This is a genomic window from Pseudomonas bijieensis (genome assembly GCF_013347965.1).
GTDB lineage: Bacteria > Pseudomonadota > Gammaproteobacteria > Pseudomonadales > Pseudomonadaceae > Aquipseudomonas > Aquipseudomonas bijieensis.
In genome coordinates this window covers 3,425,330-3,438,003 of the sequence record NZ_CP048810.1, presented here as the reverse complement: position 1 = coordinate 3,438,003, position 12,674 = coordinate 3,425,330, and the positions used below count along the sequence as shown (strand labels likewise).

Below are 12,674 nucleotides of genomic sequence, written 5' to 3'. Positions count from 1 at the left end.
TTGAACGATGGAACCCTTTGTGGGAGCGAGCCTGCTCGCGATAACGGCGGTACATTCAGCACCAATGTGTCTGATAGATCGCATCGCGAGCAGGCTCGCTCCCACAGGTTTTATGTTTGCTTCGGGCAAGTTTTTAGAAACTCATATCCACCTTGGTCCAGAGCGTGCGCCCCGGTTCGTTGATGGCCTGGGGATCGCTCGCCGGGTAGCCGAACCCGGCGTTACCGGCCAGGTTCAAGTGCTCGGCGTAGGCTTTGCCGAACAGGTTGTCGACGCCGCTGCTGACCTTCCAGTGTTTATTGATGCGGTAGGCGCCGTTCAATGAGAACACGCCGAAGCCTGAGCTTTTGCCGTAGTCCTTGCCGACCACGTTGCCCTTGTTCTCATCGACCCGGTGCTGCGCCGCCACCACCCGCCACAGGGCCCCGGCGCTCCAGCGGTCTTCGCTGTAGGTCAGGCCCAGGCGTGCGTCCAGCGGCGGCATTTGCGCCAGGGCGCTGCCGTCGCTGCTGTTCTTGCCCCAGGCGTAGGCCAGGGTGGCGTCGGCTTTCCAGCGCTCGGTCAGCTTGTAGGCTGCGCCCAGCTCACCGCCCATGATCCGCGCATCGATGTTCTCGGCCCGGGAAGTGGTGCCCATCATCCCTGGGGTGTAGTCGAACAGAATGTAGTCGCGTACCTGCCCGACGTAACCCGATGCCCAGGCTTCGAGGGTTTCGGTCTTGTATTGCAGGCCGAAGTCGAGCTGGGTGGTTTTCTCCGGCTTGATCGCGTCGAAGGCATTCAACGAACCGCTGGGGCCGGCGTTCGCCGAGAACAGCTCCCAGTAGTCGGGGAAGCGTTGCGCGTGACCCACGCCTGCGTAGAGGGTGGTGGGGCTGTCGTCCAGATCGTGTTCGTAGCGCACGAAGCCGCTGGGCAGGGTGTCGGCACGGGTCTCGTCGGCGGTGGGGTTGGGCCGGGCCGACATGCCGGAACCGATGCTCTGGCGGTAATCCTTGGCCGAGGCCCGGTCGAGGCGGGCGCCGGTGATGACTCTGTCGCGGTCGGCGGCGTACCAGGTCAGCTCGCTGAACACGCCGTAATTGTGGAAGTCGGCGTCCTTGGTGTAGGGCAGGTCCTTATAGGTGTCCACGCCCATGCTGCTGCGTTGGCGATGCTCGTTGGTCTGGGCGTCCAGGCCGCTGATCAATTGCACATCGGCCCAGTGCCAGGTGGCCTTGATACGTGCGCCGAGGGTGCGGCGGTCGACGTTGGAGGCCATGGGCCCGGCCATCATCCCGGTGCCGGAGGGTGTGCGCAGCGTGTAGTTGTCCATCACATGGTCGGCGTAGTTGTAGTAGACCTGCGCCTCGACCTTATCCAGCACGTCACCGATGTTCGAGCGCTCGAACCGCAGCCCGAGGCTTTCGCGCTTGAACTGCGAGCCGTCCATGCCACGCCCGGCGTAGCGCGCTTCGCCGTCACCCTTGCCGGCCGTCAGCTCCAGCAGAGTGTCGGCATCCGGGGTCCAGCCGAGGGTGACGTCGCCGTTCCACTTGTCATAGCGCGACGGTACGGTGTCGTTGTTGCCGTCGCGGTAGTCGTCCGAATGGGCGGTGTTGCCAATTACCCGCACATAACCCAGCGGTCCACCGGCGGCGGCATCCACCACTTTGTCGAAACGGCCGTTGGAGCCGGCCAGCACGCTGGCGTTGACCCGCGTGCCGAGCTCGCCGAACTGTTCCGGCTCGCGGTCGAACAGGATGGTCCCCGCCGATGAGCCGGGGCCCCAGAGCACGGTTTGCGGGCCCTTGATCACGGTGAGCTTGTCGTAGGTTTCCGGCGAGATGTAGGAGGTCGGCGCGTCCATCCGGCCTGGGCAGGCGCCCAACAGCATGCTGCCATTGGTGAGGATGTTCAGCCGCGAGCCGAACATGCCGCGCAGCACCGGGTCGCCATTGGTGCCACCGTTGCGCACCAGGGCGAAGCCGGGAATGGTCTTAAGGTAGTCGCCGCCATCACTGGCCGGTACCGGTTGGCGCGGATCCTTGGGGTTGGTGACGACGGTCAGGGGCGAACTGGGGGCGATGGCGGTGATGACTGTCGGGCTCAGTTCTTCGAGCTGAGCCTCGTGATGCTCGTGCTCATCGGCAAGTACGTAGGGCGTGAGCAGCAGGCCGCACAGTGCGGCGACCGAATGACGTAAACGAACCCGTGGCTCGTTCGGGGGGCAGCGAACCTGGGCAGTGCCCAAAGCGGTGCCAGCAGAAAACCTGGACATGATAATTCCATCGAACAGACGTAGACGACACGGTCGGGCAGCCTGGGGCTGTCTTGTGCGACCGGGATGAGGTAAGTGTCGGGCTTACGCGTCGAGGGGCGGTGCGCGGGTGCGGGCACCCGGGAAGAACGGTTGCCGGGCATGGCCCAGGCGTGGGAAAGGGCTGGTGTAGGTGCTGGCCGACGGTGTGTCGAAGACAGCGAAGGTGTGGCCACCCGGCAATGCGGGACAGTTGAACAGCAGGCTGCAATAGCCGCACTTTTCCCACAGTGCGTGATGCTCGCTCTTAGGCTGGCAGTGTTCGGTCGCTGGTGCGGCATGCTCGGCGTGGGCTCCTGCCGACATGTCCATTTCCATGCTCATGGACATGGACATGGACGAAGACATGCGCTGATCCATCGGCATCGACTGAGAAATCAGTGGACCGATAAAGATCATCAGCATGGCGAACAGGCTGAGCCAGCTGCCGCGTGTCAGGCTCATGGGCTGACGGCGGGGCACGGCGGACCTGTTGCGAGGAAGAGCCACGGGCAGACGCGCTTAGTGCATGTGCTTCTGGTTTTTGTCGCCGCCGGGGCCTTTTTTCTGCACCGCGACGTCGACCGTGACATCCCCCGCCTTTTCGAAATGCAGGGTCATGGCAAAGCGTTTGCCATCGCTGAGCAGGCTGCGATCGTTCAGGTCCAGCAGCATCACGTGATACGCCATCGGTGCGAAAGTGACCGTGGCACCGGGGGCGATATCCACGACGGGCACCGGTTGCATTTTCATCAGGTCGTTTTGCATCACGTGTTCGTGGAGCTCGGCCTTGCCCGCAATCGGCGAGTCGACGCTGAGCAGTTTGTCGGCGGTGGTGCCCTTGTTGTGAATCACGAAATACGCGGCCACGGTCGGCGCGTTGGGTGGCAATTCCTGGGACCACGGATGGGCGATTTCAAGCTCGCCCACCTTGTATTGGTGAGCTTGGGCGAAGCCGACGGGAAGCAGCAGGGCAGCCAACAGGATGAGTCTGTTCAACATGGGTGATTCTCCAGAACGATTCAAGGCGCAGGGTTATGCGGAAGGAATCAGACCAGAGGCGAGGCGCGGGGGTTGAGGCTCGGCCATTGCTGGCGCGGTGTGGGACTGTCGAGTTTCGAATGGGCGATTCTGCGATGCGCCAGCTGTGCATCCAGATACAACTGTGGGACATGGCCGGTAAGCGCCACCAACGGCGCGGAACCTGAGCAGCACCAGCAATGCTGCATCGTCGAATGATTGTCTTTCTGTGGCGTGCCCTGCTCGAACTTGCCCAGGGAAATCGCCAGCATTTTCGTGCCGCTGGAGGAACAGAAGCTGCCCCACAGCACTTGTTCGGTCGGTGCACTCGCCGCCGTGCCACCGCTGCCGGAAAGGGGCATGGCAAGCATGTTGAACAGCACTGCGAAGCAGGCGATCCAGGCAAATGCAAGCCGTTGTCGGGACATGGGGCAATCCGCTCGGTTGGGCGATCAGGTGGCGGTATTTAGCCTGATCGGGGTTGAGAAGTAAAAAGGCCACGTGCGGTGTAGGGTCGCAGGGCTAGGGTTTAACAGTAGCAACAGATCTTCAAGTAAGTGCTCTCGTGGCGAGGGAGAACGTTTTGTTAAATGGTTGTAGCATGTAACCTCAAGCCCAAAACTTTCATGACTTTCATGATAGTTGTGAACTCTGGATTACCCGCACTTCCCAGTGCTTTGTAAAGACTCTCTCGCCCCAGGCCCGCATCACGGGCAATTTGCGTCATGCCTTTTGCCCTGGCGATATCGTTAAGAGCTGCTCGAACCAGTACGCCGTCACCCGCATCTTCTTCAAAACAGGCATCCAGATATGCGGCCATTTCCTCAGGCGTCTTGAGGTAGGTGGCTGCATCGAAACGTGTGAATTCCTCGGTCATGATTCACTCCTCATTGCCCATGGTTTGCGCCATTTGAATAGCGCGTGTGATATCCCGTTTCTGAGTCGATTTGTCACCTCCCACAAGCAGTAAATAAAACACGGGGCCTCGACGGGAGAAGTACACTCTGTAGCCCGGACCCGAGTGAATACGCATCTCATATACTGCGCTGCCCACCGGTTCGCAATCACCAAAATTTCCATGCTCTGCAGATCGAAGCCTGGCGATGATGCGAGCCTTCCCAGAGATGTCCTTCAACCCGCTAAGCCAGCTTGAAAATACTCGGGAGTGTTCAAATTCGATCATTCGGATCGTATTCCTTGGGATACACATTGGCAAGCAGCACTTTCCTCGGCGCGAGACGGCTCGTTCATGCTTAATGGCAGTCAAGTGCTGCGGCGGGTATTAAGGATTGGAACTATAGAGTTGAACGTCTTGGACGAAACAGCCGGCTCCGTCTTGAAAGTTCGTCGGAAATGTCGCGTTGGCGTGCTGAATTCAGAACCCGTCAGGTACGAATAAAGCGTCCAGCACCTTATCGACCACTCCAAACTCCCGATCTACCCCCGGCAACACCGGCCGCTTCAACACCAACACCGGCACCCCCAGCTCCCGCGCCACCTCAAGCTTTGGTTCGGTGGCCGTACTCCCGCTGTTCTTACTGACCAGCACATCGATCTGCCGCCGCGCAAACAGCTCACGCTCATCCTCGATGTGAAACGGCCCCCGCGCCCCGATGACTTCACAGCGCTCATTCCCCGGGTAAACATCCAAGGCGCGCAGGGTCCAGAATTGCCCGGGCGGAATTTCGTGCAGGTGTTGCAATGGCTCACGACCGAGGGTGAACAGGGGCCGGTGGAACGGTTGCAGGGCCTGGATCAGGTCGGCCCAATCGGCCACTTCGCGCCAGTCGTCCCCGGCCTGGGGCTGCCAGGCCGGACGGCGCAGGGCCCAGCAGGGAATGGCGCAGGCTCGGGCTGCTTGGGCGGCGTTGTAGCTGATCTGGGCGGCGTAGGGGTGGGTGGCGTCCAGCAACAGGTCGATGCCTTCGGCGCGAATGAACTGCGCCAAGCCTTCGGCGCCGCCGTAGCCGCCGACGTGCACCTGGCAGGTCAGGTCGGTGGGAACGCGACCGATGCCCGCCAAACTGTAGATGTGCTGGGGCCCGAGGGTTCGGGCGATGGCCAGGGCTTCGGTGACGCCACCGAGCAGCAGGATACGTTTCATTTCAAGGCTCCGGCGTGGCCGACGATCCCGCCCTGGCGATCGATGGCGAAGACTTCGACCTGGACCTGGGTCGGCACCACACTGCGGGCGAAGGCCAGCGCATGCTCACACACCGCGTCGCCGAGGGCGATGCCGGCGGCGCTGGCCATTGCCAGGGCTTGCTGGCTGGTGTTGGCCTGGCGAATGCTTTGCTGCAACGCCTCATCGGCACCGATGGCGGCGGCCCATTCGGCCAGTTGTGGCAGGTCGATGCTGGAGTGACGGCTGTGCAGGTCCATGTGGCCGGCGGCGAGTTTGCTGATTTTGCCGAAGCCGCCGCAGAGGCTGAGTTTTTCCACCGGCACCTTGCGCACATGCTTGAGCACGGCGCCGACGAAATCGCCCATTTCGATCAGGGCGATTTCCGGCAGGTTGTAGACCCGGCGCATGGTGTCTTCGCTGGCATTGCCGGTGCAGGCAGCGATGTGCAGGTAGCCGTTGGTTTTCGCCACGTCGATGCCCTGGTGGATCGAGGCAATGTAGGCCGCGCAGGAGAACGGCCGGACGATGCCGCTGGTGCCGAGGATCGACAGGCCGCCGAGAATCCCCAGGCGTGGGTTCATGGTTTTCAGCGCCAGGGCTTCGCCGCCCTCGACATTGACCGTGACTTCGAAGCCGCCGGCGTAACCGCTTTCCTCGGCCAGACGGCCGAGGTGGTCGTTGATCATTTTGCGCGGCACCGGGTTGATCGCAGGCTCACCGACTTCCAGCACCAACCCCGGTCGCGTCACTGTTCCCACGCCGCGACCGGCGAGGAAACGCACGCCGGGCTCGGCGATCAAGCGCACCTGGGAAAACAGCAGGGCGCCGTGGGTCACGTCCGGGTCATCGCCGGCGTCCTTGATCGTTCCGGCCTCGGCGCCTTGCTCGGTCAATCGGCAGAACTCCAGGCGCATCTGCACTTGCTTGCCCTTGGGCAGTACGATTTCCACGGCGTCGGCTTCGGTGCCGCGCAGCAGCAATCGAGCGGCCGCCAGGCTGGTGGCCGTGGCGCAACTGCCGGTGGTCAGGCCGCTGCGCAGGGGGGCGGGTTGTTCGGCGGTTTCGTCACGCATCGAGGGGTTTGACCAGGTCGAGCAAGGTGATCGGCAAGGCCTGGCGCCAGGTGTCGAATTCGCCCAATGGCTGGGCCTGGGCGATGTGGATGCGGGTCAGTTCGCCGCCGTGACGTTCGCGCCAGTGCATGAGGGTTGTTTCGCTTTGCAGTGTCACGGCGTTGGCGACAAGCCGACCGCCGGGCTTGAGTTGGGCCCAGCAAGCGTCGAGCACGCCCGCGCGGGTGACGCCGCCGCCGATGAATACCGCGTCCGGGCGCTCCAGTCCTTCCAAAGCCTGCGGGGCTTTCCCGCGAATCAGTTGCAGGCCGGGCACGCCGAGGCTGTCGCGGTTGCGTTCGATCAAGGCTTGGCGGCCCTCGTCGGCCTCGATGGCCAGGGCTCGGCAACTGGGGTGGGTGCGCATCCATTCGATGCCGATGGAGCCGCTGCCGGCGCCGACATCCCAGAGCAGTTCGCCGGGCGTCGGGGCGAGGCGGGCCAGGGTGATGGCGCGCACGTCGCGTTTGGTCAACTGGCCGTCATGTTCGAACGCGGTGTCTGGCAAACCGGCCAGGCGTGACAGGCGCGGTGTCGACGGTTCGGCCCGGCATTCGATGGCGATCAGGTTCAGGTCGGCGACGGTGTCGTCGGACCATTGCGCGGCGCGACCGTCGATCCGTCGTTCTGCCGCCCCGCCCAAATGTTCCAGCACGGTCATGGTACTTGGACCGAATCCCCGCTCCCGCAGTAACGTCGCCACGGCGGCAGGGCTGTGGCGGTCATTGCTCAGCAGCAACAGCCTGAGGCCTGTGGATAAATACCCATTGAGCGCCGCCAGGGGACGCGCCACCAACGACAGCGTGACCACGTCCTGCAACGGCCAGCCCATGCGCGCCGCGGCCAGCGAGCAGGATGAGGGCGCGGGGATGACCAGCATTTGCTCACTCGGCACCTGTTTCGCCAGGCTGGCGCCCACGCCGTAGAACATCGGATCGCCGCTGGCCAGCACGCACACCGGCTCACCCTTCCGAGCGAGCAGCGGTTCCAGGGAAAACGGGCTCGGCCACAGCTCCCGTTCGCCGCTGATACACAGTGGCAGCAGCGCCAGTTGCCGATCGCTACCGACAATGTGCGACGCCCGCAGCAAGGCATGGCGAGCCGTTCGGCCCAGGCCCTTGAAGCCGTCTTCACCGATGCCCACTACGGTCAGCCAGGGGGGTCATCTCTGTTCCTCGAATAAATGGGGTTGATCGACAGGACGTTGCCGCCGCGAACCGGGCCGCCATCATACCGCGCCCCGGCGGATCAGGCGCCTGGCGCAACATCATTGTGGCTGCTAGACCGCTTTCGCGAGCAAGCCCGCTCCCACAGTGGATTTGTGGTGAACACAGGATTTGCGCACAACCTGACCAAACCTGTGGGAGCGGGCTTGCTCGCGAAGGCGGCGGTCCATCCGACATCACCTTTTCAGGCGGACCGCTATCGCGAGCAGGCTCGCTCCCACAGGGGATTTTGGGTGAACCACAGAGTTTGTGCACCACCAGACCAAAACTGTGGGAGCGAGCCTGCTCGCGATGGCGTCGGTCCATTCAGCATCAGCTTTTCAGACAGACCGCTATCGCGAGCAACAGACAACCTCATTGGAACAGGCCGCCCGTGTTCTTGAGCAATCTCACGTCAATCCGACCAGCAAGCTTTTCATGACCCCCGGCAAAGCAGGCATAATGGCGCTCCTTCGCCGTCATGGCGTGCCTTATCTCGGTCTGCCCTTGAACGAATGTCCATCCTCCAACGTCGTACGCCCCCTCCGGTTGCCCGGGGTTGCTGCGTGTCGTCCAGGCGCTGGACGGCGGGATCTGCCGGATCAAGCTCGATGGCGGTTCCATTCAGGCCAGTCAGGCCGAAGCCGTGGCGTCGGTGGCCGAGCGGTTTGCCGGGGGCGTGATCGAGGCGACCAACCGGGCCAACCTGCAAATCCGTGGGATCGGCCTTGAGCACGGTGCGCTGATCGAGCCATTGCTGGCCGCCGGGCTTGGCCCTCGCAAACCGGCCGGCGATGACGTACGCAACCTGATGCTCAGCCCCTCGGCCGGGATCGACCGACAGATGCTGTTCGACACCCGCCCGTTGGCCGAGCAGACTCTCGTCACCCTGCAAACCCAGGAACGCTTCCATGAGTTGTCGGCCAAGTTCGCCGTGCAACTGGACGGTGGAGAAGCGTTGGCGATGCTCGAACATCACCACGACCTATGGCTGTCGGCCCTTGTTCGCGATGGCGAGCCTTGGCTGGCCTTCGGCTTGGCCGGCGTTCCGTTGGATAAACCGGCGGGCAGGGTGCCCCTGGCCCAGGGGCATGCGCTGGTGGTGGCGGTGCTGGAGTTGTTTCTCGAGCTGGCCCGCCCGGACCAGATCCGCATGCGCCACCTGCTGGCTGAAATCCCCATGAATGAGTTCATGGCCCGGTTGGCCCGTCGTGTGCCCCTGCAACCTTGTCTCGATTGGCAGCGGGACGTGTCCATCGACGGACTGCATATCGGTATCCATCCCCAGCACGATGACCGCGTCTACGTCGGTGCCGCTGCGCCCCTTGGTCGGCTCGACACCGCCATGCTGCGCGGTGCGGCGCAGTTGGCGCGGGAGAAGGGCGACGGCAGCCTGCGCTTCACCCCCTGGCAAAGCCTGTTGCTGCCCAATGTGCGCCGCGCGGATGCCGACGAAGTGCTGGCGGGGCTCGAGGGGTTGGGCCTGTTGTGCTCGGTCGAGCAGCCCCTGGCGCAACTCATCGCCTGCACCGGTTCCAGTGGCTGCGCCAAGGCCCTGGCCGACACCAAGGCCGACGCCCGCCAACTGGCCGAGCGGCTGCAAGGCCAGGGTCATGCCTTGAAGGCTCATCTATCGGGCTGCCCGCGCTCCTGCGCGGCGGCCCATGTCGCGCCGGCCACCTTGCTGGCCGTCGCTCCCGGTCGTTACGACCTGTATTTTCGCGATGCCACGCTGCCGGGTTTCGGCGCGTTGCAGGCACACAATCTGACTATTGAAGCGCTCGGCCACTGGCTCGACGCTCGCCCCCGGAGCCCCCTTGATGCTTGATTACATCCGCGACGGTCAGGAGATCTATCGCAACTCCTTCGCGATCATCCGCGCCGAAGCCAACCTGGCGCGCATTCCGGCCGACCTGGAGAAACTCGCGGTGCGAGTAATCCACGCCTGCGGCATGGTCGAGGCCATCGACGGCCTGCAGTTTTCCGAGGGCGCGGGCACGGCCGGGCGTCAGGCGTTGGCCGCCGGTGCGCCGATCCTGTGCGATGCACGGATGGTGTCCGAAGGCGTGACCCGCGCTCGGCTGCCGGCCAACAACCCGGTGATCTGCACCTTGCGCGACGAGCGCGTGCCGGCGTTGGCCGTGGAACTGGGCAACACCCGTTCGGCGGCAGCGCTGGAGTTGTGGCGTCCGCACCTGGAGGGCAGCGTCGTGGTCATCGGCAACGCGCCGACCGCGCTGTTCTACCTGTTGGAAATGCTCGATGCCGGCGCACCGAAACCGGCCTTGATCCTCGGTTTCCCGGTGGGCTTCGTCGGCGCCGCCGAGTCCAAGGCGATGCTGGCGGCCAACAGCCGTGGTGTGCCGTTCGTGATCATGCAAGGCCGCCTCGGCGGCAGTGCCATGGCCGCCGCCGCCGTCAACGCCCTCGCTACGGAGATCGAATGATGCAGCAGCCTGGACGTCTGATCGGCCTCGGCGTGGGCCCTGGTGACCCGGAACTGATTACCGTCAAGGCCCTGCGCCTGCTGCGCGAATCGCCCGTGGTGGCGTACTTCGTCGCCAAGGGCAAGAAGGGCAATGCCTTCGGCATCATCGAGGCGCATTTGCAGGACGCGCAGACGTTGCTGCCGCTGGTCTACCCGGTTACCACAGAAGCGCTGCCGGCGCCGCTGTCCTATGAACAGGTGATCGCCGATTTCTACGACACCGCCGCCGAGCAGTTGGCCGTGCACCTGGATGCCGGGCGCGACGTAGCGGTGATCTGCGAGGGCGATCCGTTCTTCTACGGCTCCTACATGTACCTGCACGATCGCCTGGCCGAGCGCCATGAGGCCCAGGTCATTCCCGGCGTGTGCTCAATGCTCGGCGGGGCCTCGGTGCTCGGCGCGCCGCTGGTCTATCGCAACCAGAGCCTGTCGGTGCTCTCCGGCGTCTTGCCCCATGACGAGCTCAAGCGACGCCTGGCCGATGCCGACGCGGCGGTGATCATGAAGCTGGGGCGCAATTTCCCCAAGGTTCGCCAAGTGCTTCAGGAGCTGGGCCTGGATGGGCGGGCGCTGTACGTCGAACGGGCGACCATGGCCAACCAGAAGATCGTGCCGTTGGATGAAGTCGAGCCGATGTCATCGCCGTACTTCTCGCTGATCATCGTGCCGGGCGAACGGTGGCAGGGTTGATGGCCGCCAAGACGCCGGCCATCGTCATCCTCGGCCCCGGCAGCCTGGCAACCGCCCGACGGATTCAACAGCGCTACCCCGAGGCGTTGATCCACGGCCTGGCTGGGCGGGTCGAGGGGGTGGATCGTCAATACCTCGAGTTCGGCACCACGTTGCGCGAGCTCTATCAGCAAGACACACCGATCATCGCCCTGTGCGCGGCGGGTATCGTCATCCGCACCCTGGCGCCGCTGCTGCTGGAAAAAGGCGTCGAGCCGCCGGTGCTGGCCGTGGCCGAGGATGGCAGCGCCGTGGTCCCGCTGTTGGGCGGCCTGGGCGGGGTCAATGTCATGGCCCGGGAAATCGCCGCAGCGCTGCAAGTCGCGCCGGCGATCACCACCAGCGGTGAACTGCGTTTTGGCACTTGCCTGCTCAATCCGCCGAGTGGCTATAGCCTCGGCGACCTGGAGCAAGGCAAGCGTTTCGTCTCCGATCTGCTGGCCGGTGAATCGGTGCGCATCGAAGGCGCCGCGCCATGGCTGGATCAGGCGCAGTTGCCCGAGGATGAACAGGCACGGCTGGCGATCCGTATCGACAGTGCTGCGGGTAAACCGGCGGCGGATGAACTGCGTATTTATCCGCGCAATGTGCTGGTGGCGTTGAGTGCAGGGGCGTCGGCGGACATCGGCGCGATACTGGAGCAGGCCAGCCTCGCGCCGCAGTCGCTGGCGTGCCTGTTGGCGGCGGACAGTGACATGGCCCGTGCCGAGCTGCACGAAACGGCTTCGGCGTTGGGGGTGCCGCTGCGTTTTGCCGCGGCCAATGGCAACCTCGAAACGTGGTTGAGCGATGCCCTCGGTCAACCGGCGTCGCTACAGGTCATGGGCAGCCATGCCATCGCCTTGACCGCGCAACCCCTCGATCCGCAGCAGATTGGTCGTGCGCGCGGGCGCCTGGCGGTGATCGGCCTTGGCCCGGGCGCCGCCGAGTTGATGGTGCCGGCGGTGCGCGCCGAGCTCGACCGTGCCACCGATGTACTCGGTTATGAAACCTACGTGCGCATGGCCGGGCCCTTTCGGGCCGATCAGGTGCAACACTGCACCGACAACCGCGAAGAGATGCAGCGGGCCCGACATGCCTTCGAACTGGCGGCCGAGGGCCGCTCCGTGGTGGTGGTGTCGTCCGGCGATCCGGGCGTGTTCGCCATGGCTGCCGCCGTGTTGGAAGCGTTGCATGAGTCGACGGATGCCCATTGGCACAACGTCGACCTGCAGATCCTGCCGGGTGTCTCGGCGTCCCTGGCGACCGCTGCCCAGGCCGGTGCGCCATTGGGGCATGACTTCTGTGTGATGTCGCTGTCGGACAACCTCAAGCCCTGGTCGATCATCGAAAAGCGCCTGGCTCTTGCGGCTGAGGCCGACCTGGCCCTGGCCTTCTACAACCCGATCTCCCGCTCCCGGCCATGGCAGTTGGGCCGGGCGCTGGAGATCGTCGGGCAACATCGCACGGCGCAAACGCCAGTGGTGCTGGGGCGCGATATCGGTCGTCCGGGGCAGACGTTGCGTGTCACCACGCTGGGGGCATTGACCCCGGATCAAGTGGACATGCGCACCATGGTGCTGATCGGCTCCTCCACCACGTGCGTGTTCCCACGCGCCCAGGGTGGCGACTGGGTGTACACACCGCGCTGGTATGGCAACAAACCTCTTTGATCAAACCCGGTGGCCCGTTCGGGCCACCTTCACCTGAGCTCGTGATGCCCTGGCTTCTACATGGG

At 64.1% G+C, this 12,674-nt stretch carries 13 protein-coding genes; 4 read left to right on the top strand and 9 right to left on the bottom strand.

The window, feature by feature from the left end; genetic code table 11:
* Positions 1 to 133: 133 nt before the first annotated feature.
* The 9 genes from GN234_RS15040 to cbiE all read right to left on the bottom strand — a co-directional run bounded on the left by GN234_RS15040 (position 134) and on the right by cbiE (position 7,688).
* Entirely contained in the window at positions 134 to 2,260 is a 2,127-nt protein-coding gene (locus tag GN234_RS15040) for a TonB-dependent copper receptor (protein ID WP_176688714.1), read from the bottom strand.
* Between the two features lie 84 nt (positions 2,261 to 2,344).
* The gene (locus GN234_RS15035) at positions 2,345 to 2,743 is read right to left on the bottom strand and encodes a DUF2946 domain-containing protein (protein ID WP_176688713.1); all 399 of its coding nucleotides are present in this window, start codon (positions 2,741 to 2,743) and stop codon (positions 2,345 to 2,347) included.
* Between the two features lie 57 nt (positions 2,744 to 2,800).
* Positions 2,801 to 3,280 (bottom strand): copper chaperone PCu(A)C, encoded by a 480-nt coding sequence (locus tag GN234_RS15030; protein ID WP_176688712.1) that lies wholly within the window; start codon positions 3,278 to 3,280, stop codon positions 2,801 to 2,803.
* Between the two features lie 47 nt (positions 3,281 to 3,327).
* On the bottom strand, positions 3,328 to 3,726 hold the full coding sequence (locus tag GN234_RS15025) for a DUF2946 domain-containing protein (RefSeq protein ID WP_135843484.1): 399 nt from the start codon (positions 3,724 to 3,726) through the stop codon (positions 3,328 to 3,330).
* Between the two features lie 158 nt (positions 3,727 to 3,884).
* Entirely contained in the window at positions 3,885 to 4,175 is a 291-nt protein-coding gene (locus GN234_RS15020) for an addiction module antidote protein (protein WP_109752223.1), read from the bottom strand.
* A gap of 3 nt (positions 4,176 to 4,178) precedes the next feature.
* The gene (locus tag GN234_RS15015) at positions 4,179 to 4,481 is read right to left on the bottom strand and encodes a type II toxin-antitoxin system RelE/ParE family toxin (RefSeq protein WP_109752224.1); all 303 of its coding nucleotides are present in this window, start codon (positions 4,479 to 4,481) and stop codon (positions 4,179 to 4,181) included.
* 192 nt (positions 4,482 to 4,673) lie between these two features.
* Positions 4,674 to 5,402, bottom strand: a complete 729-nt coding sequence (locus GN234_RS15010) for a cobalt-precorrin-6A reductase (protein WP_176688711.1) — start codon at positions 5,400 to 5,402, stop codon at positions 4,674 to 4,676.
* A complete protein-coding gene (locus GN234_RS15005; RefSeq protein ID WP_176688710.1) occupies positions 5,399 to 6,496 on the bottom strand; it encodes a cobalt-precorrin-5B (C(1))-methyltransferase in 1,098 nt (365 codons plus the stop codon). Before GN234_RS15005 ends, GN234_RS15010 begins: the two co-directional genes overlap by 4 nt.
* Positions 6,489 to 7,688 (bottom strand): precorrin-6y C5,15-methyltransferase (decarboxylating) subunit CbiE, encoded by a 1,200-nt coding sequence (cbiE, locus tag GN234_RS15000; protein WP_176689595.1) that lies wholly within the window; start codon positions 7,686 to 7,688, stop codon positions 6,489 to 6,491. The genes GN234_RS15005 and cbiE overlap by 8 nt, the downstream gene beginning before the upstream one ends.
* Before the next feature lie 611 nt (positions 7,689 to 8,299).
* On the opposite strand from cbiE, the gene cobG reads away from it, so the two are divergent.
* From cobG to cobJ, 4 genes are read left to right on the top strand one after another with little or no spacing between them, the layout of a single operon-like run.
* A complete protein-coding gene (cobG, locus tag GN234_RS14995) occupies positions 8,300 to 9,568 on the top strand; it encodes a precorrin-3B synthase (RefSeq protein WP_176688709.1) in 1,269 nt (422 codons plus the stop codon).
* Positions 9,561 to 10,187 (top strand): precorrin-8X methylmutase, encoded by a 627-nt coding sequence (locus tag GN234_RS14990; protein WP_109752230.1) that lies wholly within the window; start codon positions 9,561 to 9,563, stop codon positions 10,185 to 10,187. Before cobG ends, GN234_RS14990 begins: the two co-directional genes overlap by 8 nt.
* Entirely contained in the window at positions 10,187 to 10,918 is a 732-nt protein-coding gene (locus GN234_RS14985) for a precorrin-2 C(20)-methyltransferase (RefSeq protein ID WP_176689594.1), read from the top strand. The genes GN234_RS14990 and GN234_RS14985 overlap by 1 nt, the downstream gene beginning before the upstream one ends.
* Positions 10,918 to 12,609: a precorrin-3B C(17)-methyltransferase gene (gene cobJ, locus GN234_RS14980; RefSeq protein ID WP_176688708.1), complete on the top strand. Its 1,692-nt coding sequence runs from the start codon at positions 10,918 to 10,920 to the stop codon at positions 12,607 to 12,609. The genes GN234_RS14985 and cobJ overlap by 1 nt, the downstream gene beginning before the upstream one ends.
* The last annotated feature ends 65 nt before the right edge of the window (positions 12,610 to 12,674 follow it).

What these genes read in the sequence shown, in the direction of transcription:
- GN234_RS15025 (WP_135843484.1), bottom strand. Translation starts at nt 3,726, where the DNA reads ATGTCCCGACAACGGCTTGCATTTGCCTGGATCGCCTGCTTCGCAGTG.
- GN234_RS15035 (WP_176688713.1), bottom strand. Translation starts at nt 2,743, where the DNA reads ATGAGCCTGACACGCGGCAGCTGGCTCAGCCTGTTCGCCATGCTGATG.
- GN234_RS15040 (WP_176688714.1), bottom strand. Translation starts at nt 2,260, where the DNA reads ATGTCCAGGTTTTCTGCTGGCACCGCTTTGGGCACTGCCCAGGTTCGC.
- GN234_RS15030 (WP_176688712.1), bottom strand. Translation starts at nt 3,280, where the DNA reads ATGTTGAACAGACTCATCCTGTTGGCTGCCCTGCTGCTTCCCGTCGGC.
- GN234_RS15010 (WP_176688711.1), bottom strand. Translation starts at nt 5,402, where the DNA reads ATGAAACGTATCCTGCTGCTCGGTGGCGTCACCGAAGCCCTGGCCATC.
- GN234_RS14985 (WP_176689594.1), top strand. Translation starts at nt 10,187, where the DNA reads ATGCAGCAGCCTGGACGTCTGATCGGCCTCGGCGTGGGCCCTGGTGAC.
- cobJ (WP_176688708.1), top strand. Translation starts at nt 10,918, where the DNA reads ATGGCCGCCAAGACGCCGGCCATCGTCATCCTCGGCCCCGGCAGCCTG.
- GN234_RS15005 (WP_176688710.1), bottom strand. Translation starts at nt 6,496, where the DNA reads ATGCGTGACGAAACCGCCGAACAACCCGCCCCCCTGCGCAGCGGCCTG.
- GN234_RS14990 (WP_109752230.1), top strand. Translation starts at nt 9,561, where the DNA reads ATGCTTGATTACATCCGCGACGGTCAGGAGATCTATCGCAACTCCTTC.
- GN234_RS15015 (WP_109752224.1), bottom strand. Translation starts at nt 4,481, where the DNA reads ATGATCGAATTTGAACACTCCCGAGTATTTTCAAGCTGGCTTAGCGGG.
- GN234_RS15020 (WP_109752223.1), bottom strand. Translation starts at nt 4,175, where the DNA reads ATGACCGAGGAATTCACACGTTTCGATGCAGCCACCTACCTCAAGACG.